24 protein-coding genes and 1 pseudogene are annotated in these 20,526 nt (G+C 35.4%); 3 read left to right on the top strand and 22 right to left on the bottom strand.

Going from position 1 to position 20,526, the window contains the following annotated elements:
* Positions 1-50: 50 nt before the first annotated feature.
* On the top strand, positions 51-1,493 hold the full coding sequence (locus ACZ430_RS08150; protein WP_297210539.1) for a methyl-accepting chemotaxis protein: 1,443 nt from the start codon (positions 51-53) through the stop codon (positions 1,491-1,493).
* Here ACZ430_RS08150 and ACZ430_RS08145 read toward each other — a convergent pair.
* The 19 genes and pseudogenes from ACZ430_RS08145 to ACZ430_RS08055 form a co-directional block, all read right to left on the bottom strand.
* A complete protein-coding gene (locus ACZ430_RS08145; protein WP_464910521.1) occupies positions 1,490-3,727 on the bottom strand; it encodes a response regulator in 2,238 nt (745 codons plus the stop codon). The genes ACZ430_RS08150 and ACZ430_RS08145 overlap by 4 nt on opposite strands.
* Entirely contained in the window at positions 3,720-4,124 is a 405-nt protein-coding gene (locus tag ACZ430_RS08140) for a chemotaxis protein CheW (protein ID WP_297210533.1), read from the bottom strand. The genes ACZ430_RS08145 and ACZ430_RS08140 overlap by 8 nt, the downstream gene beginning before the upstream one ends.
* Complete coding sequence (locus tag ACZ430_RS08135) at positions 4,109-4,474, bottom strand: response regulator (RefSeq protein ID WP_464910520.1); 366 nt, start codon at positions 4,472-4,474, stop codon at positions 4,109-4,111. The genes ACZ430_RS08140 and ACZ430_RS08135 overlap by 16 nt, the downstream gene beginning before the upstream one ends.
* A gap of 48 nt (positions 4,475-4,522) precedes the next feature.
* Positions 4,523-5,866: a response regulator gene (locus tag ACZ430_RS08130; protein WP_339944450.1), complete on the bottom strand. Its 1,344-nt coding sequence runs from the start codon at positions 5,864-5,866 to the stop codon at positions 4,523-4,525.
* A 9-nt stretch (positions 5,867-5,875) separates the two neighbouring features.
* The gene (locus tag ACZ430_RS08125; RefSeq protein WP_339944448.1) at positions 5,876-7,006 is read right to left on the bottom strand and encodes a cache domain-containing protein; all 1,131 of its coding nucleotides are present in this window, start codon (positions 7,004-7,006) and stop codon (positions 5,876-5,878) included.
* A complete protein-coding gene (locus ACZ430_RS08120) occupies positions 7,003-7,557 on the bottom strand; it encodes a DUF8082 domain-containing protein (protein WP_464910519.1) in 555 nt (184 codons plus the stop codon). Before ACZ430_RS08120 ends, ACZ430_RS08125 begins: the two co-directional genes overlap by 4 nt.
* Entirely contained in the window at positions 7,538-8,164 is a 627-nt protein-coding gene (gene thiE, locus ACZ430_RS08115) for a thiamine phosphate synthase (protein WP_464910518.1), read from the bottom strand. The genes ACZ430_RS08120 and thiE overlap by 20 nt, the downstream gene beginning before the upstream one ends.
* Positions 8,151-9,500: an acetyl-CoA carboxylase biotin carboxylase subunit gene (gene accC / locus ACZ430_RS08110; RefSeq protein WP_464910775.1), complete on the bottom strand. Its 1,350-nt coding sequence runs from the start codon at positions 9,498-9,500 to the stop codon at positions 8,151-8,153. Before accC ends, thiE begins: the two co-directional genes overlap by 14 nt.
* A gap of 6 nt (positions 9,501-9,506) precedes the next feature.
* Positions 9,507-9,956 (bottom strand): annotated as a pseudogene (accB, locus tag ACZ430_RS08105) (acetyl-CoA carboxylase biotin carboxyl carrier protein); the annotation flags it as partial.
* Positions 9,957-10,520: an elongation factor P gene (gene efp / locus ACZ430_RS08100; RefSeq protein WP_297210514.1), complete on the bottom strand. Its 564-nt coding sequence runs from the start codon at positions 10,518-10,520 to the stop codon at positions 9,957-9,959.
* A gap of 10 nt (positions 10,521-10,530) precedes the next feature.
* Entirely contained in the window at positions 10,531-11,598 is a 1,068-nt protein-coding gene (locus ACZ430_RS08095; RefSeq protein WP_464910517.1) for a M24 family metallopeptidase, read from the bottom strand.
* Positions 11,591-12,778: a bifunctional phosphopantothenoylcysteine decarboxylase/phosphopantothenate--cysteine ligase CoaBC gene (gene coaBC / locus ACZ430_RS08090; protein ID WP_297210510.1), complete on the bottom strand. Its 1,188-nt coding sequence runs from the start codon at positions 12,776-12,778 to the stop codon at positions 11,591-11,593. Before coaBC ends, ACZ430_RS08095 begins: the two co-directional genes overlap by 8 nt.
* Before the next feature lie 15 nt (positions 12,779-12,793).
* Positions 12,794-13,201 (bottom strand): DNA-directed RNA polymerase subunit omega, encoded by a 408-nt coding sequence (gene rpoZ, locus ACZ430_RS08085; RefSeq protein WP_297210506.1) that lies wholly within the window; start codon positions 13,199-13,201, stop codon positions 12,794-12,796.
* The gene (gene gmk / locus ACZ430_RS08080) at positions 13,176-13,820 is read right to left on the bottom strand and encodes a guanylate kinase (protein ID WP_297210503.1); all 645 of its coding nucleotides are present in this window, start codon (positions 13,818-13,820) and stop codon (positions 13,176-13,178) included. Before gmk ends, rpoZ begins: the two co-directional genes overlap by 26 nt.
* Positions 13,807-14,064: a DUF370 domain-containing protein gene (locus ACZ430_RS08075; protein ID WP_297210500.1), complete on the bottom strand. Its 258-nt coding sequence runs from the start codon at positions 14,062-14,064 to the stop codon at positions 13,807-13,809. Before ACZ430_RS08075 ends, gmk begins: the two co-directional genes overlap by 14 nt.
* Positions 14,065-14,066: 2 nt before the next feature.
* Positions 14,067-14,918 (bottom strand): YicC/YloC family endoribonuclease, encoded by an 852-nt coding sequence (locus ACZ430_RS08070; RefSeq protein WP_297210497.1) that lies wholly within the window; start codon positions 14,916-14,918, stop codon positions 14,067-14,069.
* The gene (locus ACZ430_RS08065) at positions 14,915-15,094 is read right to left on the bottom strand and encodes a DUF167 domain-containing protein (protein ID WP_297210495.1); all 180 of its coding nucleotides are present in this window, start codon (positions 15,092-15,094) and stop codon (positions 14,915-14,917) included. The genes ACZ430_RS08070 and ACZ430_RS08065 overlap by 4 nt, the downstream gene beginning before the upstream one ends.
* A 1-nt stretch (position 15,095) precedes the next feature.
* Complete coding sequence (locus ACZ430_RS08060) at positions 15,096-16,040, bottom strand: phosphatase PAP2 family protein (RefSeq protein WP_440871062.1); 945 nt, start codon at positions 16,038-16,040, stop codon at positions 15,096-15,098.
* Entirely contained in the window at positions 16,037-16,486 is a 450-nt protein-coding gene (locus ACZ430_RS08055) for an NYN domain-containing protein (protein ID WP_297210492.1), read from the bottom strand. Before ACZ430_RS08055 ends, ACZ430_RS08060 begins: the two co-directional genes overlap by 4 nt.
* Positions 16,487-16,626: 140 nt before the next feature.
* Here ACZ430_RS08055 and ACZ430_RS08050 point away from each other — a divergent pair, with 140 nt between their 5' ends.
* Both ACZ430_RS08050 and ACZ430_RS08045 read left to right on the top strand, forming a co-directional pair.
* Positions 16,627-17,520, top strand: coding sequence for an HD-GYP domain-containing protein (locus ACZ430_RS08050; RefSeq protein ID WP_297210489.1), 894 nt, complete (start codon positions 16,627-16,629; stop codon positions 17,518-17,520).
* 3 nt (positions 17,521-17,523) lie between these two features.
* On the top strand, positions 17,524-18,462 hold the full coding sequence (locus ACZ430_RS08045) for a radical SAM protein (protein WP_297210486.1): 939 nt from the start codon (positions 17,524-17,526) through the stop codon (positions 18,460-18,462).
* Here ACZ430_RS08045 and rlmN read toward each other — a convergent pair.
* Genes rlmN through ACZ430_RS08030 form a run of 3 tightly spaced genes read right to left on the bottom strand, consistent with a single transcriptional unit; the run spans position 18,447 to position 20,523 of the window.
* Positions 18,447-19,481 (bottom strand): dual-specificity RNA methyltransferase RlmN, encoded by a 1,035-nt coding sequence (gene rlmN / locus ACZ430_RS08040; protein WP_297210483.1) that lies wholly within the window; start codon positions 19,479-19,481, stop codon positions 18,447-18,449. The genes ACZ430_RS08045 and rlmN overlap by 16 nt on opposite strands.
* Before the next feature lie 3 nt (positions 19,482-19,484).
* Complete coding sequence (locus tag ACZ430_RS08035; RefSeq protein WP_297210480.1) at positions 19,485-20,150, bottom strand: LOG family protein; 666 nt, start codon at positions 20,148-20,150, stop codon at positions 19,485-19,487.
* The gene (locus ACZ430_RS08030) at positions 20,134-20,523 is read right to left on the bottom strand and encodes a co-chaperone GroES (protein ID WP_297210477.1); all 390 of its coding nucleotides are present in this window, start codon (positions 20,521-20,523) and stop codon (positions 20,134-20,136) included. Before ACZ430_RS08030 ends, ACZ430_RS08035 begins: the two co-directional genes overlap by 17 nt.
* Positions 20,524-20,526 lie beyond the last annotated feature (3 nt).

Genomic DNA, 20,526 nt, shown 5'->3' with positions numbered 1-20,526 from the left:
ATATAATTTCTTACATATTTTATAATCTCAATTAATTTTGGAGGTTTTTTATGACCGAAAAGAAACAGAAAAAAACGGCGGAAATTATTAAAAGAAAACAACCTACAGGCCTTTATAGAAAATTTTTAGTCATCTTCAACTTCTCTATCTTAATTTCAACCATAATTCTTCTCGCAGGACTTATAATTACAGGTTATCAGATTTACGGCGAAGAATTTATAGTAAAACAAATCGGATTAATGGCAAGTCTTATAAAATTTATGCCTGTTCTTATAATCTTTGCTATAGCTCTAATAGCAATATCTACAGCCAATGTTTTCTGGTTTAGAAAACAGGTTATAAATCCTCTATCAGTTATGGAAGAAGCTATAGAGGCAATTAGAGCTGGTAACTTTGAAAAAAGAATTAAACTGAAAACAGGAGACGAATTTGAAAAAATTGCCGACGCCTTTAATCAGATGATGGATAGATTATCAACGGTAATTCAAACAGAAGAAGAAAAAAGAGAGATGCAAACTAATGTTATTAAATTTTTACAGATAATGACCGCTGCTTCCGAAGGAGACCTCACAAAGAGAGCAGAAGTTACTCCCGATGTGTTTGGTTCAATGGCCGATGCATTCAATTTAATGGCTGATGGATTAAGCGAACTTGTAAAGGAAGTTAAAAATTCAGCAGAAGATATAGGTGAAAAAAGTATCGTCCTTAACGACATTATTCAAAAACTCCAGAAAGGTGCTGAGATAGAAAGACAAGAGATTGAGAAAGTAGCATACTTAATTGAAGAAGCTGCCTCTCTTGCAACACAAACAAGTGATAAAACCAATTTTGCCACCGATGTCTCAAGAGAAGCCCTTGAGGCTATATTAAAAGGAAATGAAATTGTTACAGAAACAATAAATAGCATGCAATTAATAAGAACAGCCGTTCAGGGAATAAATAGAAGGATGAAGCTTCTCGGAGAGAAAATAATGGAGATCGGAACAATCTCTACATTAATCAGCGAAATTGCAAATAGAACAAATCTTTTAGCCCTTAACGCTTCTATTGAAGCAGCGAGAGCAGGAGAAGGAGGAAAAGGCTTTGTAGTAATAGCAGAAGAGATAAGAACTCTTTCAGAGAAAACGGCAAAGTCTTCTCAAAATATCGCCGATATTATTACAGGAATTCAGGAAGAAGCAACAGCTGTCACAAGAAATCTTGAAGAAGAAACAAGCTATGTGGAGGCAGGAACAAATATGGTTGCTCAGACAACAGAAATTTTTGAAAAAATAGATTCTATCATAAAGAAAATAGGCCAGATTATCATTGAAATTAACGAATCAGCCTTAAAACAGAAAGAAATTACAGATACAGAAGTTAACTCAATTCATGGCGTCAAAGAAGTTATAGAAAGCACTGCAAAAATTACAGATGAGCTTACTAAGCTGTCACAATCTCTTGCAGAGACATCAAAAGAATTGGTTGTTTCTTCGGAGAGATTTAAGGTTTAAAAAGTATCCTTAATCAGTTCAAATTTTATTAGTAATTGAGAGATAGTTTTGTCATCAAATGGTTTTACTATATACCCATCAGCGCCAAGAGATAATGCTTTTTCTTCGTGCTTTTTAGTACCACGAGAGGTAAGAACAACAATTGGCAGGTCTCTATATCTTGGGTCTTTTCTAATTCTTGTTATGAGTTCATAACCGTGCATTATCGGCATTTCTAAATCTGTAATTATTAGGTCAACATTTTTATTTTCTAAGACGTTAAGTGCTTCATTTCCATCTTTTGCAGTATAAACTCTTATTTTCTTAGATTCTAAAATATTCTGTAAAGACTTTCTCACACTGATTGAGTCATCAACAACCAGAACAGCACCTTTATAACTAATAGGCTCTATAAATGCAGCATAAGAGGGGGTTAAAACAAATTCTTCTTCGTATATCTTGAGAGGGTCAATTACATATCGAGGGATACCCTTTCCTGAAATAAAATATCCAAGATACTGAGTTAGACCTTCAAGAAACTTCCCAAAGCTATTAATTGTAGTTTCTTCATGACCAAGAACTTCCTCAACCACAAGACCTCTTCTAATTCCAGAAAAATTAAATATAATTATGTAACCTTTCTCAAGTTTTTTTCCATTAGATGAGAAGAAAATTTCAGAAAATAACTTCACTTGAATACTACGATTTTTATGATTTATTATCTTTTCTTTTACAGCATCAGGAAAATCCTCAAGGGAAAGAATCTCCTCAACATAATTTATTGGAACGGCATATTCAAGTTTTGAAGAACGGAACACCAGTAAAGTGGAGATGCTAAGTGATTGAGGTATCTTTATTCTAAAAGTTGTTTCTTTATCACTCTCAGAAAATACCTCTATTGTTCCTTTGAGTTTCGAGATAGCTGTTTTAACGATATTAAGCCCCATGCCCCTGCCACTTAGGTAATCTGTTTGTTCAGAAGTAGAAAAGCCGGGAGCAAAAATAAATGAGAGTATCTCTTCGCGAGTTAGATAGGGTATTCGGTCTGATGAAATTATTCCTCTTTCAATAGCAGTTTCTTTTACCTTTTCCAAATCTATTCCTCTGCCGTCATCTTTAATTTCGATATTTATATTTTTCCCTTCTTTAGCAAATTCAATTTTAACCTTTCCTGTTTTTTCTTTGCCTTTCTCAATTCTCTCCTCAGGTAATTCAATACCGTGTTGAATAGCGTTTCTTATTATGTGAATTATTGGCTCATAAAGAGAATCAAAAACAGGCTTGTCAACCTTTATTTCTGCTCCTCTAATCTCAACTTCAACGATTTTTCCTGCCTTCTCTGCAATATCTCTTGTTGCCTCTGCAAGTCTGTGTAGAAGTTTACCTGCCGGAATCATTCTTATTTCTACAAGATTGTCTTTAAGATAATTAATCTCTCTGCTAATAGATTTAAAACTTAGAGATAAATTTTCAGAAAAACTTAAAAGAGACTTCATGCTTTCTGATATATCATTTGTAATCTCTTGAACTTTCCTCAGTAATATGTGATATTCATCATAGCGGTCAAACTGAAGGTCTCCGAAGTCTGTGAAAAAAGAGTCTGTAACCTTTTGTCCCGATTCATGGGCAGATAACCAATATCTATCAGAAAAATCTGTGATTTCCTTCAAAAGACGTTTTCCACTATGTGAGATTTCTTCAATAATTTCTAATAATTCCCTCTCTTTGTCTGTAAGTGTATTTTTCTGAACACGGATTTCACCAAGTGAAGTCAAAATGTTTTCAATTAATTCAAGGTCTATTCTTACGGTATTGGTAACCGGCAAAACCTCTATAGTAGAAGCAATCTCACTTTTAAGGGGAATCTCCTTTTTCTCTAAAATATCATCGATAATATCTACAAGCTCTTTGTCTAACTCTGATTTCTCAACTCCAAAGGTTGAAACTTCGTTTATCAAATTTACAATTGAATTGATAACTTTCTTAATATAGCCTAAAAAAGTATCTTCATACTCTATTTCTTTATTCAGTAAAGCTTCAAAGAGGGCTTCAAGTTTATGAGCGAGGAGAGTAATTTTTTCAAGTTTTACAATAGATGCAGAGCCTTTAAGTGTATGCGTTGCTCTGAAAAGGGATTCTACGGTCTCTTTATCAAATCCTTTAGATTCTAATTCTTCAACTCCTTCGACAAGAGTGTTAACATAGTCTTCCGCCTCTAAAAGGAAGTAGCGAATTAGTTCTGAATTACTAAGCATTGCTTTTTTCAGAATTTTTCTTGGAGTTAACCTTTAATTGATCAAATAATTTGTCAGGGTCAATGAAATCTTCAACAACTATGTCTGGATCAAAACTAACAAAAAAAGGAGTTATATCTGACAATATCCCCAATTTTTCTCCCTTTGCCTCAACAACTAAAAGTTTATTGTCCGAATATCCGAGTCTTTCGATGTTAAAGATTTTTGCTAAATCTATGGCCGGGATTATCTTTCCTCTTACTGGTAAAGCCCCAACAATATAGTCAGGTGAGCCAGGAATTGGGAATATACGTGTTATATCAAGAATTTGAACAACACTATCTTTTGGAATTAGAAACTCTCTCTCTCCAATACCAAATACACAGTAAAATTTTTCTTTTTTTATTTCTTCAGACATTTTCTTATCGCCACTAATAAATCTATCGGTTCAAAAGGCTTTGTAACATATTCATCTGCACCTTGCAGTTTTCCCCAGTATTTATCGGCTTCCTCTTTTTTCGAGGTCACAAGAATTACCGGAATATCCTTTGTTTTTTCATTTTTCTTAATTTCCCTGCACACCTGAAAACCGCTTTTCTTAGGCATGACCACATCTAATATAACTAAGTCAAAATTATCACTATTCAGGATATTTTCCGCTTCTTCTCCATCTCTTGCAAAAACAATATCATATCCCTGTTCAGAAAGGATTGATTCAATATATTTAGCATCTGTAAGTGAATCTTCAGCTACCAGAACCTTTGGCATATCATCTATCTCCTTTGCAAGAGTGTTTATATTATACCATTTTGATATTTAACTAAAAAACTCTCTAAAATCATACCGTTCTCTGTTTGTGAAAGTAAGGGTATCAAAACTGTTTAATTCAAAAATGAAGCTTCCACTTTTATTACTCTTTAGCTCCTGTATGCTTTCTGAAAGCATACTCTTAATATCCCCCTGTGAGATTTCACTGAATACTTTACCACCCATTTTATACTTTTGTAAAGAGGAAACTCCGTATACAATTTTTCCCTCTAAAAATAAGAATTCGAAGGTATTACCTTTATCAAACACTAAGAACAGACCACTCAAGCTTTTCGAACTTATTAAAGAGAATATTTCATAGATAGAGAAAAATCTTAAATTACCCGAAAGAATAGTTGATGGTTCTTTAATCACTCCATATTTTTTAAGTAGGGCTTCCAATGAGCTATCTAAGTAGGCTGTGAACTTCAAAAAAAGTTCATTAAAATCAGGCTGAGGTAAAGAAGGTTTTACATCCTTATGGACTTCTATTGGCTCCTCTTTTTTCTCCTCTAACTGTTCTTGAGGTATAGATATTTCATCCTCTATTGTTTCTGATATGGTCTGCTGTGTAGTAATAATATTCTCTAAAGAAATATCCTCTGTATAAAAAGTTGGGGCTTCTACTTCCTCTGTTTTTTGGTCTACTCCGACAATCTCGTTTATTTCTGGCAAATCTTCGGTAATCTCTAATTGGGGTGGTTCTTTAAATTCAAATTTTTCTGTCTCTTTTTTCTCAAAACTCGACAGAATATCCTCTGTAAGAGAAATAGATATCTCCTCTTTGATTGATTCTTCATCCTTTAATATTGCCGTATCTTCTTTCTCTTCGGTAAAAATTAACTCTTCCGTCTTAGGTGGTTCAAATGAGGCAAGCAGTTCGTCGAATGCTTTAGATTCAACTTCCTCTTCTATTGTCTCCTTCTGCAAGCTTTCTATTGCACCACTTTCCATAACAACTTCCTTATAGGGAGTTTCTGTTATTTTATTAAGCGTAGATTCAACCTTGTCTATTAAATCTTCAGACTTAAAGGGTTTTATAAAATAATCTATTACTCCATATTTTTCTATGAAGGTCTGACCTACTGTCTCGCCTTTTCCTGTTATTAAGATTACAGGTGTATCCTTAAGGTCATTATTTTCTCGAAGGGATTTACAAAATTGAGAACCTGTCATTTTAGGCATTATGAAGTCAACTAAAATAAGGTCTGGTCTTATCTCCTCAGCTAATTTTAACCCATCCTCGCCATCTGCTGAAGTGTATACCTCATAGCCCTTCTCCTGCAGAGAAACTTCTGCAAGTTTTCTGACAAGAGGACTATCATCAATGACTAATATTTTGCCTTTTGTCATTTTTTTCTCCTATTCCAGAAGCTTTTTCATTGTTATTCTCATTCTTTCTATAGCCTTTACAAGAACTGCAATCTCTCCTCTGGCATTGGTTATCTCGATTTTTTGGGAAGTTTTACCCATCGATATCTCGTCGGCAGCTTTAGTCAGTGCAATAATAGGATTTATTACAAATTTGTTCATACCATAACCTATTAAGAAAGCCATGACTACAAGCATTACAATATAAGCCAAAACATTTATTCCTAAAATTCTGAAAATTTCTAACTGGCTGAGAATTTTCTCCTTAACTATGTATATGAAACCTATGTTTTTACCAGAAAAATCTTTCAATGGAGTATAAACCACTGAGTACTCCTTGTCGCCAATAGTAATGTCCTCTTTGTAATACTTTTCTTTAGACTGAGAGGCTCTTTTTATAGCATTTTCGTTAACATAACCTCTCAAATCTTGTAAAGTTGAGGCCACCGGAATCCAATCACCAAATTTATATCTTACATCTTTAAGTCCAACCCATTCTGCTAAAGATTCCTTATGAACAATTACTCCCACGTCACCAATTATCGCCTGTTTGATTGCCTTAAGCTCCTGAGCCAAACCTCCACCAAACTCGACACTTCCAACATATGTCCCTTTATAGATTATTGGTTCAACTGCTCTTAATCCTATTCCTCCTACACCAGCTTCTAAACCTGTTGTAGGCTTTTTGGTCATGTAGGTCTGCATAATTGTGCCACGGAAGGTTGACAAATCATCTCCATACAGAGTAAGTTCGTGGAGTCTAACAAGAGACACCGCAGGAGGCAAATGAAACTGAAATTGAGCCAAACCATGTTCTTCTTTTAGATAGGTAAAGGCCGGTAGGAACCTGTCAATCAAACGATTTCTGTCCTTTTTAGAGACGAGTTCCTGAACTTCTGGCAATCTCGCTACCAAAGCAGACATCTGAAGATAATTGGCAGTAGCTTTTTGAAGTAGAGCTTGTGTTGTATTAACAGCTGTTTCAATGCTTCTCTTCTCTTCTTCTTTCAGAATATTCACCTGCGTAAAGTAATTAAAAACCAACAGAATACCCATGCCTATAAGCAAAATTGATATTATTGGAATTGCCACACCTGCTCTTAATCCTAATTCAATCTTCATTTATGTACCTCCAAAATTTTATTTATCTCATCAAAAAATTCTTTTCTTGACTGAGTGTCTTCTATTTCTTCTATTAGAAGATTAGCAAGTTTTAAAAAATCCTCCTTAGTGGGAGGATTTGCAGGAACCCATTTTTCTCTGATATATTTTTCAAGTATTTTCCCTCCAATAGGTCCTATCTGTCTTATTAAAGCTGTTTTTATTGCTTCTTTTACTTTTTCAAAATCCGAGGATTTTATTGTTGCCCCTTCTTCAGAGGATATATATTTGTTTATCTTATTTAAGTTTTCGACTATTTTTTCAGTTGAAAGGTTACCACTACTTATATCAATAGTTACGTCGGGAATAAAATTATAAGAAATCGGCTCTCTTTCGTTTATCTCATTTAAACACTCTAAACCTTTTTTAAATCCAAAAGATAGATGATAAATCTCTCCATTTTTGAAGTAAATTTTAAATAAGTTTTTCTCTGAAGCAAATGTTATTGTTAACATTCCTGTGTTTTTATTCTCACATATGTTAGCTACTATGTTAGCAATATTTTGTTTCATTTATGGACTCGAAAAATTTTAAAAATTCCTCTATGTTTCTGGCCATATCACCATCCAATATTCCCGAACTAACCGCCACATATCTACAACCTTTTTCATAAAGAAAATTCAAACTTTCTCCTCTTATTCCACCTATTAGAATTACAGGAATACTAATTTTTTTACAGATAAAGGATACCATATTGATATCTCTCGGTGCAAGAGCATTTTTTTTTGTTTTTGTGGCAAATACAGGCCCAAATCCTATGTAGTCTGCTCCGTTTTTTTCAGCTTCAACAGCCTCTTCTAAATTATGAGTGGATATTCCAATTATGCCATTAAAAATTTTTTTTGCAACTTCTAAGGGAATGTCCTCTTGTCCAAGGTGAACTCCGTCGGCTTCGACTGCAATAGCTATATCAACATAATCATTTACAGTCAAGAGGCACCCATACTTGACTGTCAAATCTCTTGCTAAAATGGCATTTTTCAAAATTTCTTTTCTTGGAAGCTCTTTTTCTCTGTACTGAATCCATTTAATTCCTGAGATAAGTGCCGTTTCAAGTTTCTGTGGAATTTCCCTTGATGAGATGATTAGACATACGGAAGGAATGTCAGCTTTTATCATTATTTTGCATTTGAAGAACAAAATCAGTGAAAAATTTTCCTTTTATAAAATCCGGATGTTGCAAGACTTTAAGAAAGAAAGGGATATTAGTTTTTATTCCCCTCACGCTCATCTCCTCTAATGCTCTTCTCATTCTATCTATTGCCTCTAATCTTGTTGAACCTTTAGCAATAATTTTAGCAACAAGAGAGTCATAGTAGGGAGATATCTTGCATCCCTGATAAAGAAAACTGTCTACCCTTATGCCCGGACCACCGGGAAAATGAATGAACTCTAAAATTCCCGGAGAAGGAGTAAATTTTTCAGGGTCTTCAGCATTGATACGGCATTCAATTGCATGACCTTTAAATCTTATTTGTGATTGTTTGAAGCTTAAGGGATAACCTTTTGCAATTTTTATTTGTTCTTTGATTATATCAATATCTGTTATTTCCTCAGTAACAGGATGTTCTACCTGCACACGAGTATTTATCTCTATAAAATAAGGATTAAGTTCATCATCTACGATAAACTCAAAAGTGCCTGCATTTCTGTATTTAAGGGCTTTCGCAGCTTTTACGGCATACTCACCGATTTTTTTTCTCAATTTTTCTGTCAAAGCTGGAGAGGGTGCTTCTTCAATAAGTTTTTGATGTCTTCTCTGAATACTACAATCTCTCTCGCCAAGATGAATTATATTTCCCTGCCTATCGGCAAGAATTTGTATTTCAATATGTCTAACCTTTGGAAAATATTTTTCAATATATAGTTCTCCATTTCCAAAAGCTGCAAGAGCTTCTCTCTGAGCCATAAAAAAAGTCTGTTCTATGTCTTTTTCGTCGTTTACTATTCTCATACCTCTTCCGCCTCCACCCGCAGAGGCTTTAAATATGACTGGAAGACCTATTTTCTTTATAATTTTTATACAAGCCTCCTCTGAAGTCACAGGCCCGTCACTTCCAGGCACAACAGGAATGCCTTTTCTCTTCAATATCTGCCTTGCTTTAGCTTTATCTCCTCCTATTCTTATGTTTTCTGGAGTAGGTCCTATGAAGGTTATGCCCGAGTTTACACAGGCCTCTGCAAACTGGGCATTCTCTGAAAGAAAACCATAACCGGGATGTATGGCCTCTGCATCAGTGATGTCAGCGGCAGATAATATGGCTGTTATATTTAAATAACTATGGGCTGGCGAAGGGGGACCGATACATACAGCCTCGTCTGCTAACTTAACATGGAGAGAATCTCTGTCAGCCTCTGAGTATACAGCAACAGTCTTTATACCAAGTTCTCTGCAAGCCCGAATTACTCTAACTGCTATTTCACCTCTGTTGGCAATTAAAATTTTCCTAAACAACTCCATTTAGGCTACCTCAATTAGGAAGAGAGGCTCTCCGTATTCTACTGGTTGCCCATTTTCTACTAATATTTTTTTAATAACTCCGGAGACTTCACTCTCAATCTCGTTCATTATCTTCATTGCTTCAATTATACAAAGAACTTGGCCTTTTTCAACTCTTGTTCCTACCTCTACAAAGGGAGGAGAATCAGGAGAAGGGCTTCTGTAGAAAGTTCCTACCAGAGGAGAAATGACGGTATGAAGGGTCTCCTCTTGTTCTATGAAGCTTTCAGAAGGACGACTCTCTCTTGGAGTTTCCTCAGCTACCCTTGTTGTTCTTGCAACTTCGAGAGGACCGTAGATATAACCCCGCTTTATTTTTATCTTAAAGCCTTCTTTCTCTATATTTAGCTCTGTTATATCCGTATCTTTTAAGAAAGATATTATTTCCTTTATCTGCTCAAGCTCCATCTTTTACTCCTTTACCTTTTCTATGTATTCACCTGTCCGAGTATCTATTTTTAACAAATCTCCGCTCTGAATATGAAAAGGCACTTTTACGATAAGTCCGGTTTCAAGCTTAGCAGGCTTGGCACCGCCCGAAGCTGTATCCCCTCTGAATGCTGGTTCTGTTTCTTCTACTCTTAATTCAACAAACATTGGAGGTTCAATCACAAGTGGTTCCCCTTTGTAATAAATTACATCTACGAGCATTTCTTCTTTTATGTAGTAGATAGCCTCTCCCATTCTTTCTTTTGGAATAGAAACCTGGTCATAAGACTCCATATCCATAAATACGTAAGAATCTCCTTGAGAGTATAGATACTGCATCTGCTTTTCCTCGAGCTGTGGCTTTTCAAATTTTTCACCGGCTGAAAAATTTTCTTCAAGCACCCTACCAGTTTTGAGATTTTTTATCTTTGTCCTTACAATCGGAGCTCTCTGTTGCATTTTTACGTGTTGGAAATCAATTATTTCATAAGGTTCTCCTTTGTATTCAATTTTTAAACCCTTCTTAAAATCAGTTGTTGATATCAATTGGCACCTCCTATAAAATTTGTAAATCTCTTGGAAGACTTGTCAATATTTCTATTGTGTCTTCTTTTACCAGCACCATATCCTCGATTCTTACACCTCCAAATCCTTCAATATAGATTCCCGGCTCAATTGTAAAAACCATTCCAGGCTTAATGATATCCTCGGAGTTAACGCTTATCTTAGGAAATTCATGCACATCCATACCTATCCCATGACCTGTGGCATGACCAAAGTTTTCACCATAACCAGATTGTTTTATCAAATTTCTTGCCTTTGCGTCAATTTTTTTTGCTTTTTTATCCTGCCGAATAGCCTTTATTGCTTCTAATCGGGCATTGTTTACTATTTCATAAATATGCTTTTGTTTATCCGAAGGTTTTCCTAAAACAAATGTTCTTGTCATGTCTGAATAGTAGCCTTTATACTCAGCACCCCAATCAATTAAAATAAAATCTCCTTTTCTTAGGATTCTTTCAGAGTTTCTCCAATGGGGCATAGAAGAATTTTCACCAGAAGCTACAATAACAGGGAAAGGCAACTCATCGGCACCTTGCTTTCTTATTTCATGTTCAAGCATAATGGCAATTTCTCTCTCACTAATGCCTTCTTTGATATACGGTCTTACAGACAAAAATGCCTCTTCTGCTCTTTTTACTGCTACTTTTATATATTCAATCTCCTCTCTGTCCTTTAATGCCCTGGTCTTTTCAACTAAATGGCTAAGAGGTGAGAGTTCTACTCTTTTTAGCTTTGAAAGGAGAGCAAAAGTCTCATAAGATAAGGTTGACTCAAAGGACAGCCTTTTGATTTTTCTCTGAGAAATTATTTTTTTTAGTGCATCGAGCCATGTATTTTTGAATTCTACTACTTGCATCTCGGTCTCTTTTTTCGCTTGTTCTCTGTAACGGAAGTCAACCAAAAGAATGTTATCACTGCTTGTAAACAAAGCCAAGGCAAAACTTCCATTAAAGCCTGTAAGATATCTGATATTTTTACGATTCGTAAGCAAAAAAGCATCAGAATTTAAGAGAGCGTGCTCTAAGACCTTTTTTCTTCGATTCAGGAAAAGGTCAGACAATTTTTAACTCCGTAATCTTAGAGAGAATTATATGGGCAATCTCTTCCTTTGAAAGTAAAGGTGTCTTATGTTGAGTGAATTTTTTACCCTCTTTGTAAATAATTATTATTTGATTGTCCTCAGACCCCATTCCTACCTCATATCCAGAAATATCATTCAGAACTATCATATCGAGCGATTTGTCCATTAATTTTCTCTTCGCCCTTTCAATATTGAAACCCCACTCAGCAGCAAAACCAACTGTAAAGGTTTTTTTCTTGAGTTTGCTAATTTCTTTTAAAATATCAGGACAAAGCCTCAAAGATATTGATTTTATCTTTTTTTTATCAATTTTTTCGGTAAATACTTCATCTGGCTCAAAGTCAAGCGGAGCTGCAGCCATTATTAAAGTTGTAACATCTTCTATTCTTTCTTTCACTGCTTTCAGCATTTCTTGTGTTGTCTCAACGCTTACAAACTCATCGACAAATGGTGGAGAAATGCTTGTGGGTCCACTAATTAACTTAACCTTAGCTCCTCTCCTTTTTGCTATTTTAGCAAGGGCATAACCCATTTTCCCTGAGGATTTATTTGTTATAAATCTGATAGGGTCTATGTATTGTCTTGTGGGACCTGCTGTTATCAATATTGTCTCATGCCCTAAGTCCTTTTGGGATAATATACTGCAAGATACTTCAAAAATTCTATCTATTGATGCCAATCTTCCCTTTCCTTCCTCACCGCAGGCCAGAGAGCCTTCTTCGGGCTCTACAAAAGTAACGCCAATACTTTTAAGATAATCAATGTTTTTCTGAAGTTGTGGAGCTTCATACATCCTCCAGTTCATGGCAGGCGCAATTATAACAGCCCCTCTGAAAGCAAGTAAGGCAGTTAAAAGTAAGTCATCGGCAATACCAGTGGCATATTTATTTATAAAATTAGCCGTTGCAGGCGCTATTAAAAATAAATCTGCTTTTTGAGCTAACTGTATGTGGGCAAGAGGAGACTCAAACATATCAATAAAAACCTTACTGTTGCTTGCAATCTGTAAGCTCAAAGGTGTTACAAAGTAGGTTGCCTTTTCTGTCATTACGGGAATTACATCAGCACCTGCGTCTTTAAATTTTTTGATTAGCTCAAATACTTTGTAGGCAGCGATACTTCCCGTAATGCCTAATGCAACAGTTTTGTTTTTAAGCAAGGCAGTGCCCTTTCGCTATTCTTCTGTATTTTCTGAGTTTTCTGTAAAAAGATCTTCAAGCATCTTTTCGGCTGACTCTTTGCCGTGCAGATAAACTTTAAGGTCTTTTTCAAGCTCCGAAAGGTCTGGAATAGCCTTTCTCTTCTCCTCAAGCATCTTCTTAATGTCAATTTTTTCTATCTTTTCTTTAGCTTTAATAGCTTCATCGCCGGTGATATAATTTATCTTTCCAGAAAGAACTTCAATTAGCGCTGAAGTGGTAACTTTCTTCGCCCTTTTTTCAATTAAAGGCATTGCACCTAAAGAAAGCTCAGCGGCTCTTTGGGCAGCTATTAGAGCAAGCCTGTATCTGCTGTCAATTTTCTGTCTGTCTAACTCTATAGGCTGTGATATGATGTCAAGTGTTTTTTCTTTTTTCTCCATTTTTTCCCTCCATAATTAAGTTATTTATAAAATCTTTATTAATTCTCGTGGTTTTAAGTCTTTCCGCTGTGATTATACTCAAAATTTCCTTTATAACCCTTTCAAGATTATCATTTATCACAACATAGTCATATAGCTCATATTGAGAAATTTCCTCGACGGTTTTACTTAAACGTTTTCTTATAATCTCCCTGTCCTCTTTTCTGTTTATCAACCTTTGTTCTAATTCATAAATAGAGGGAGGCAGGATAAATATAAGCACGCTTTCTGGATAAATTCTTTTAATATTTTTAGCTCCCTGAATGTCTATGTCGAGCAAAACATCATGTCCACCGTTTAAAATATCGTTTATTGCCCTTTTTGAAGTTCCATAGAAATTACCATAAACTTCTGCCCATTCGACAAACTCATCATTTTCTATCATCTTATGAAAAGTTTGCTCATCGACAAAGTGATAGTCTACTCCTGTCTTTTCGCCTGTTCTTGGTTTTCTCGTTGTATGGGAAACGCTCATTTTTAAATCGTCCAAAGTTTTCAATAATCCTTCGCATATGGTAGTCTTACCCGTACCTGAAGGAGCAGAAATTACAAAAATAATACCGCTCTTATGGGTTTTCATCTTCGGTCCTCTTCGTATCATTTATTCTCTGCATTATCGTTTCAACCTGAAGAGCACTAAGTATTACATGGTCACTGTCAGTAATTATTATTGCACGAGTTTTTCTGCCTTCGGTTGCATCTATGAGCTTACCTCTCTTTTTAGCTTCATCCTTCATTCGCTTCATGGGAGAAGACCCTGGATTTACAATTGCTATTATTCTTGACAGAGAAACAATATTTCCAAATCCAATATTAACAAGCATGGCTACTGAATGTTTTGAATTTGTTCTTTGAGTCTTTCTGTTAGAGTTTTTATATCAATTGCAAGGGTTTTAACTTCAAAATCCTCTGTTTTAGCAAGAACTGTGTTGATTTCTCTGTTTATCTCTTGAGTGAGAAAGTCAAGTTTTTTACCAATTTCTCCACCCCGTAAGAGACTTTCTTTAAATTGAATTATATGACTTTTTAATCTATCCGCTTCTTCTTTTATATCTGCCCGCTGAGCATAAATAAGTATCTGCTCAAAAACTCTTTTTTCATCTAAATTGTTCTGAACAATCAAGTCTCTCACTCTGTTTTTTAGCGAATTTATGTAATTATTATAACTTATATCAACCATTTTAACTAACTGATTTATTTTTTCCTCTATGATAGCCGTAATTTCGATTAAACTCTCTCTGATTAGTTCTCCTTCTCGCATTCTCATCTGTTTAACAGCATCGAGAGTTTCACTGACTGCCGTTATTAAAGCATTTAAGTCCGGAGTTTCTTCTTCATAGATAAATAATTCTCTGAAATTTGAAAACATCGAAATATCTATAGAGCCCAGAATGCTCAATTCTTTCTTTAAATCTATAAATGCCGTATAAAGTTGCATTGCAAGATTTTTGTTAAGATAGACCCTTCCTCCTCTATCTCTCTGATTTATAGTAACTACAAGGTCGATTTTACCTCTACTGAATTTATTTTTTATAAGGTTTCTTATCTCAATTTCATATTTTGATATTACTGTAGGCAACTTAATGTTAATTTCTAAAAAACGATGATTGAGTGATTTTGCCTCAACCCGAAAAATTCCTCTCTCCGAAATACCATATCCTGTAAGACTTTCTATCAATCTATTTGTCCTCTTATCCTGATAATCTTACTTTTGTTTTTTTCTCCTGCCGATATTTCAAGCCTCGATTTGGCTATGCCAAGGTAATCAGATAAGATTTCTATTAGCTCTTTATTTGCCATCCCTTCATGCGGTTGGGCTCTCACTCTCACCCTGACTGTTTCATTATCTATCAACTCAATTCCCGGGTTCTTGGAACCTGTTCTCACAAGAACTCTTAACGTATATCCTTCTTTGCCTTTTATTAATGGAAATTTCATTTTTATACAACCAAAAATTATAGTATAACCTACCTATAAATAAAGTTACAACAGTTAAAAAAACTCCTCCAATTACATCAACGAAATAGTGATATCTGCAATAGATGGTTGAAATTATGAGTAGAATTACAGGTATGAAAAAGATATAGAATAGTTTTTTATTCTTCTCCCACATTATATATAAAACAAGAAGAGATACTGCCACATGACCACTGGGAAAGGCATCTCTCTTTATACCCTCGAGCGAATTAAGAAGGCTATTAATCTTTTCAGCCAAAAACACTCCCTTCAGGTCAATATAGAAAGCATCTAAAACATAATATCTCGGCCCCAAGGCAGGAAAAAGTAAGTAACCGATATACGAAAGATAATAGCATAAGAGAAGAAGGAAAAGGGCTCTTTGAAATTCCATCTCGTCTCCCTTGAGCAGAAGATATATGCCTATTACAAAAGGAAGTAAGTAATAAACACAGTAGGAAATCTGCATAATCTCTGTTAACAGCGGGAATGTAATTTTTTGGGAGACAATATAGGGATAGAAACCAAGAATCTTGTAATCGAGGGTCATTAAAAATTGGTCTAAGTCCTCTGGATTTACTAAAGGGGTTATTACTCCTACACTATCAAAAGCAACAAGAACAGAAAAAAGGGGGAAACCTACGTTCTTTAGGAAATTTAAAACTCCGTTTTCTTTTGTTTTACATAAAAAATACTGAAATATTGCCATGGAGATAAAAATCAAGAGAAAATCTGGCCATGCAGGTATCTTGTATGAAAAAATCACAACAATCAAACTCGTGAAAATAAAAAAAATTATATTTAACTGAAAGGGAGGTGGAATCTTAAAAAGCTCCTTTATCATATCAATTTCATTAAGGCCTGCTTTACAGCTTTCTCCTTTTTTGAAAGAGTTACACCCTTAGGGTTCTCAAAGTAGAGCTCTTCGCCATCGAGAATATCAGAAAAAAGGGAAGAATCTATGGCAACGCAATTTTCTCTCCAAGCTGATTTTTCTATGTCCCTGTCAGAACTTATAACAATAAAAAAAGACCTTTCCTGTTTAATTATTCTCTTTATCACATCATCGGCCTTTTCACCTGCTCCAGAATATATTATTCTTATTCCGCCAATATGCTCGCAGGTTTCTTTTCCTGTGCCTTCTTTATATCCATCAAACACAACAATAATATCATGCCCTTTAATTTTTCTGTAATCTATTAGTCTTTCTATCAAGTTTTGTCTTGCTTTCTTAAGGTCTCTGTGTGCTATTCCGATGAGATTGTATCCATCAATTAAAATTTTTGCCATTTTTTATTTTAATTAATTCGAACCTTGCATGTCAGCAGAAAACAGTCTCTCTTCTAAAATTCAACTAATAGTTTCCAGTGGAGATAAATATTTGTAGAAAAAATTTTTATAGACATATTAAATTAAATTAAGAGGTAAAAATGCAACCATCCATAAATTTAACTGTAAATTGGGATATAGACAACAGAAAGTTAATTCCTGTAAGAAATATTCATTTCCCAAGAATCGAAATAAGCTTTAACAGAGATTTTGCCTATCCTGATGTATGGGTATATGAAAGCGAGGAGTATGACTTTGACTCTTTGCTGCGAATAAAAGACAGGCCAAGATATTTCACCGTTTATTTTGCCCGTAAATTCTTTTTCAATATCGAAGAGTTTTCCTTTCTCTCTACTCAACTTGCCGGTCACAGAATCATTCTTTTTAGCCTATTTGATGATGTGCTGTATTTTCTGAGGAAGATGTTACTGATAAAAGAAGCTGGAGGATTAATCTCGGCGGCAAAGGTATTACTTGAAAGTGTAGAAACCGACAATGAAAGACTCGTTATTTCAGAACACTCAAGGAATGTGGCAGAAATCAGCCATAGAATATCCACGATGCTTGGTGAAAACGATGAGGACATAAAAATTGCAGGATTAATTCACGACATAGGCAAGATATGCATTCCTGCAAGTTTGCTTTTTTCTGATAAAACATTTGATGACCAGAAGATTAAAATTTTTCAGCTCCATGCCCTATGGGGAGAGGCATTATGTGACAAGCTATCACATGGTATAGGTGGCAGACTTTTTCTTGAGTCAATTGGTTTTCACCATGAAAGATTAAACGGTAAAGGATATCTTAGAGGAATAAGAAAAAACATTCCGGACATTGCAAAAATAATAGCTGTAAGCGATGTTTACACTGCCCTCACCGAAGACAGGCCATACAGAATGCATTTTGACAAAGATGTGGCAATTACTTATATAAATGCTAAGGCAGGCGAACTATTTGACCCAGAAGTGGTAGAGGCATTCAAAAAAATAATATAAAACATGTTCACACCCGCCTATCTTAAACTTAAAAATGAGGAAATAGAGAGAAAAATTGAAAAAGCCTTTGAAATACTCAAGAACTGCACCCTTTGTCCTCGGGAATGCAAAGTAGACAGACTTTCCGGACAAAAAGGATTCTGCAAAGTCCTTTCAAAGCCATTTGTATCAAGTTGGGGGCCTCATTTTGGAGAGGAAACGCCGCTCGTTGGTCATCACGGTTCAGGGACAATCTTCTTTGGTTTTTGTAATCTTTCCTGTGTCTACTGTCAAAACTGGACAATAAGTCATGATGGAGAGGGCGAAGAAATCTCATACGAAGAGCTTGCTGGTGTGATGATTTATCTGCAAAATCTTGGCTGTCATAACATAAACCTTGTTACTCCGACCCATCAAGTTCCTCAAATACTTAAAGCCTTATATATTGCAAGAGAAGAAGGCCTTAAAATTCCAGTTGTGTATAATTGCGGAGGATATGAATCTTTAGATACCCTTAAAATTCTTGATGGAATAGTAGATATCTACATGCCTGATATTAAATATGCCGACAATGGAGTAGCTGAAAAATATTCAAAGGCAAAGGAATACTCAACCTTTGCAAAACTTGCCCTTAAAGAAATGCACAAGCAGGTAGGAGATTTACTTCTCTCTGAAGGTATCGCCTTGAGAGGTCTGCTTGTAAGACATCTTGTTCTTCCAAACAATCTCGCAGGAACAGAAGAGACTCTAAAATTCATATCCGAAGAGATTTCAAAGGAAACATACATAAACATAATGGACCAGTACAGACCATGTTTTCAGGCATACAAATATGAAGAACTAAACAGAAGGATAACTAAAGAAGAATATGAAGAAGCAGTCAATAAGGCTCTCAGATATGGATTAAAAAGAATAGATAGCATCCTCTATCGGAAGAGCTGGGAAAATTACTTTGCTCTGTAATGTGCCTTTAATTGTCCACAGGCCGCATAAATATCTGTCCCCTTACTTTTCCTTATAAAAACCGAAAAGCCTTTTGATATGAGAATTTGTTGAAATCTCAATATCTCCTCTTCAGAAGGTCTTTCAAATTCGCAGCCTTCCCATGGATTAAAGGGGATTAAATTTATCTTTGAAGGAATACCTCTCAATAGTTTCGAAAGTCTTATAGCCTGTTCTTCTGAAGTATTTAAATTCTTTATCATTACATATTCAAAAGTTATTCTCTGACCCTGCTTTAACGGATATTCTCTGAGGACTTCGACAAGCTTACTTAATGGATATTTCTTGTTAATCGGCATAAGATACTCTCTTGTTATGTCTTCTGGAGCATTTAGAGAAATCGCCAGCTTTACAGGTGGTGCTTTGAAGGAAAGCTCTCTCAAAGCAGGGATTATTCCTGCAGTGGAGAGGGTAATTCTCCTTGGAGAGAAATTAATTAGTCTCTTAAATCTCCATAGAGCATCTACTACATTGTCAAAATTAAGCAACGGTTCACCCATTCCCATAAAAACAATATTAGTAATCTTTCTATTTTCCTCTTCAATAACCTTAGACACCTGAATGTACTGGTCTAAAATTTCCCAAGAAAGAAGGTTTCTTTTAAATCCGCTGTATCCTGTCAGGCAGAACTTACATCTGAGCGGACAGCCTACTTGACTGGATATGCAAAGAGTAAGTCTATCTTTATCTGGAATAAGCACACTTTCAATATTTTCTCCATCATCGAGTAACCACAGAAACTTCTCAGTTCCATCGGAAGCGATTTTTCTATCAATCAACTTAATATTGCCTATGCAATATTTTTCTGATAGCTTCTCTCTTAGAGATTTTGAAAATTCTGTAATCTCATCTATACAGTTTGCATATCTCTTATAAATCCAGTGTATTAGCTGCTTGGCTCGGTATGAAGGCAATGATAGGTCTTTTATTAGTTTTTCTATTTCTTCCAGCCTGTAAGTCTTTAAATTTTCCCTCTCCATTTATTAATACTGAAACTCTGGCAGAGGAACATTAAGCCTGGTTAGATAATTCCTGAGATAGCCGCAAACAGCATCAGGATGGTCTATTAAGACAAAATAATTTAAGTCTTCAAGGCTTATTGCACCGATTGAATGGGGTGAACTTTTAAGCCAGTCTATTAAACCTTTCCAGTATTCAGAACCATAAAGAACTATCGGGAATGACTTAATTTTGTTAGTCTGAACAAGAGTTAAAGCTTCAAAAAGTTCATCAAAAGTTCCGTAACCTCCAGGGAATATAATAAAACCGATTGAATATTTAATAAACATGAGTTTTCTTACAAAGAAATATCGAAAATTTAAAGATATGTCAAGATATTTATTGGGACGCTGTTCATGGGGAATTTCGATATTAAGCCCTATTGATTTTCCTTTACCAAGCTTTGCTCCCTTGTTTGCTGCCTCCATTATTCCAGGACCACCGCCTGTAATTATTGAAAATCCACATTGGCTTAAAGCCTTTGCGACTTTGAAAGCTTCCTGATAGTAGAAGCTTTCCTCTGTCAGTCTGGCACTTCCGAATATGGAGACTGCCGGACCAATTTCATGGAGCGTTTCAAATCCCTCGACAAGCTCTGACTGAATTCTAAAAACTCGCCAAGTATCGGAAGATTTAAAATCTTCTATCATCCTCATCCTCCACAAGACTTGTTCTTATGAGAGCAACAAGAGCTGAATGAGGAACGATAAGATATTTTCTGCCTTCAAACTCTATTTCAATGCCTGTATCTTTAAGAAAAAAGGCATAATCTCCTTCCTGTGCCTGCAGAGGAATATATTTAATTGGTTCCGTATTTCTCTGTTTCCATGGTTCTTCAAGAATCACAGAAGGGTCATTCACCGGATAACCCGGCCCAACCTTTATAATTCTACCTGCCATTATTTTGTCTTTCTCTTTTACAGTTGGAGGGAGAAAAAGTCCTGCATCGGTTTTATCAATTTTTTCATCAGGCTCAATAAGAACCCTGTCTCCTACTATTATCAGTTCACGTTTAGTTTTCATACC

Source organism: Thermodesulfovibrio sp. TK500a (assembly GCF_055381765.1).
The sequence above is the reverse complement of the archived record's forward strand: the minus strand, read 5'-3'. Positions and strand labels throughout refer to the sequence as shown.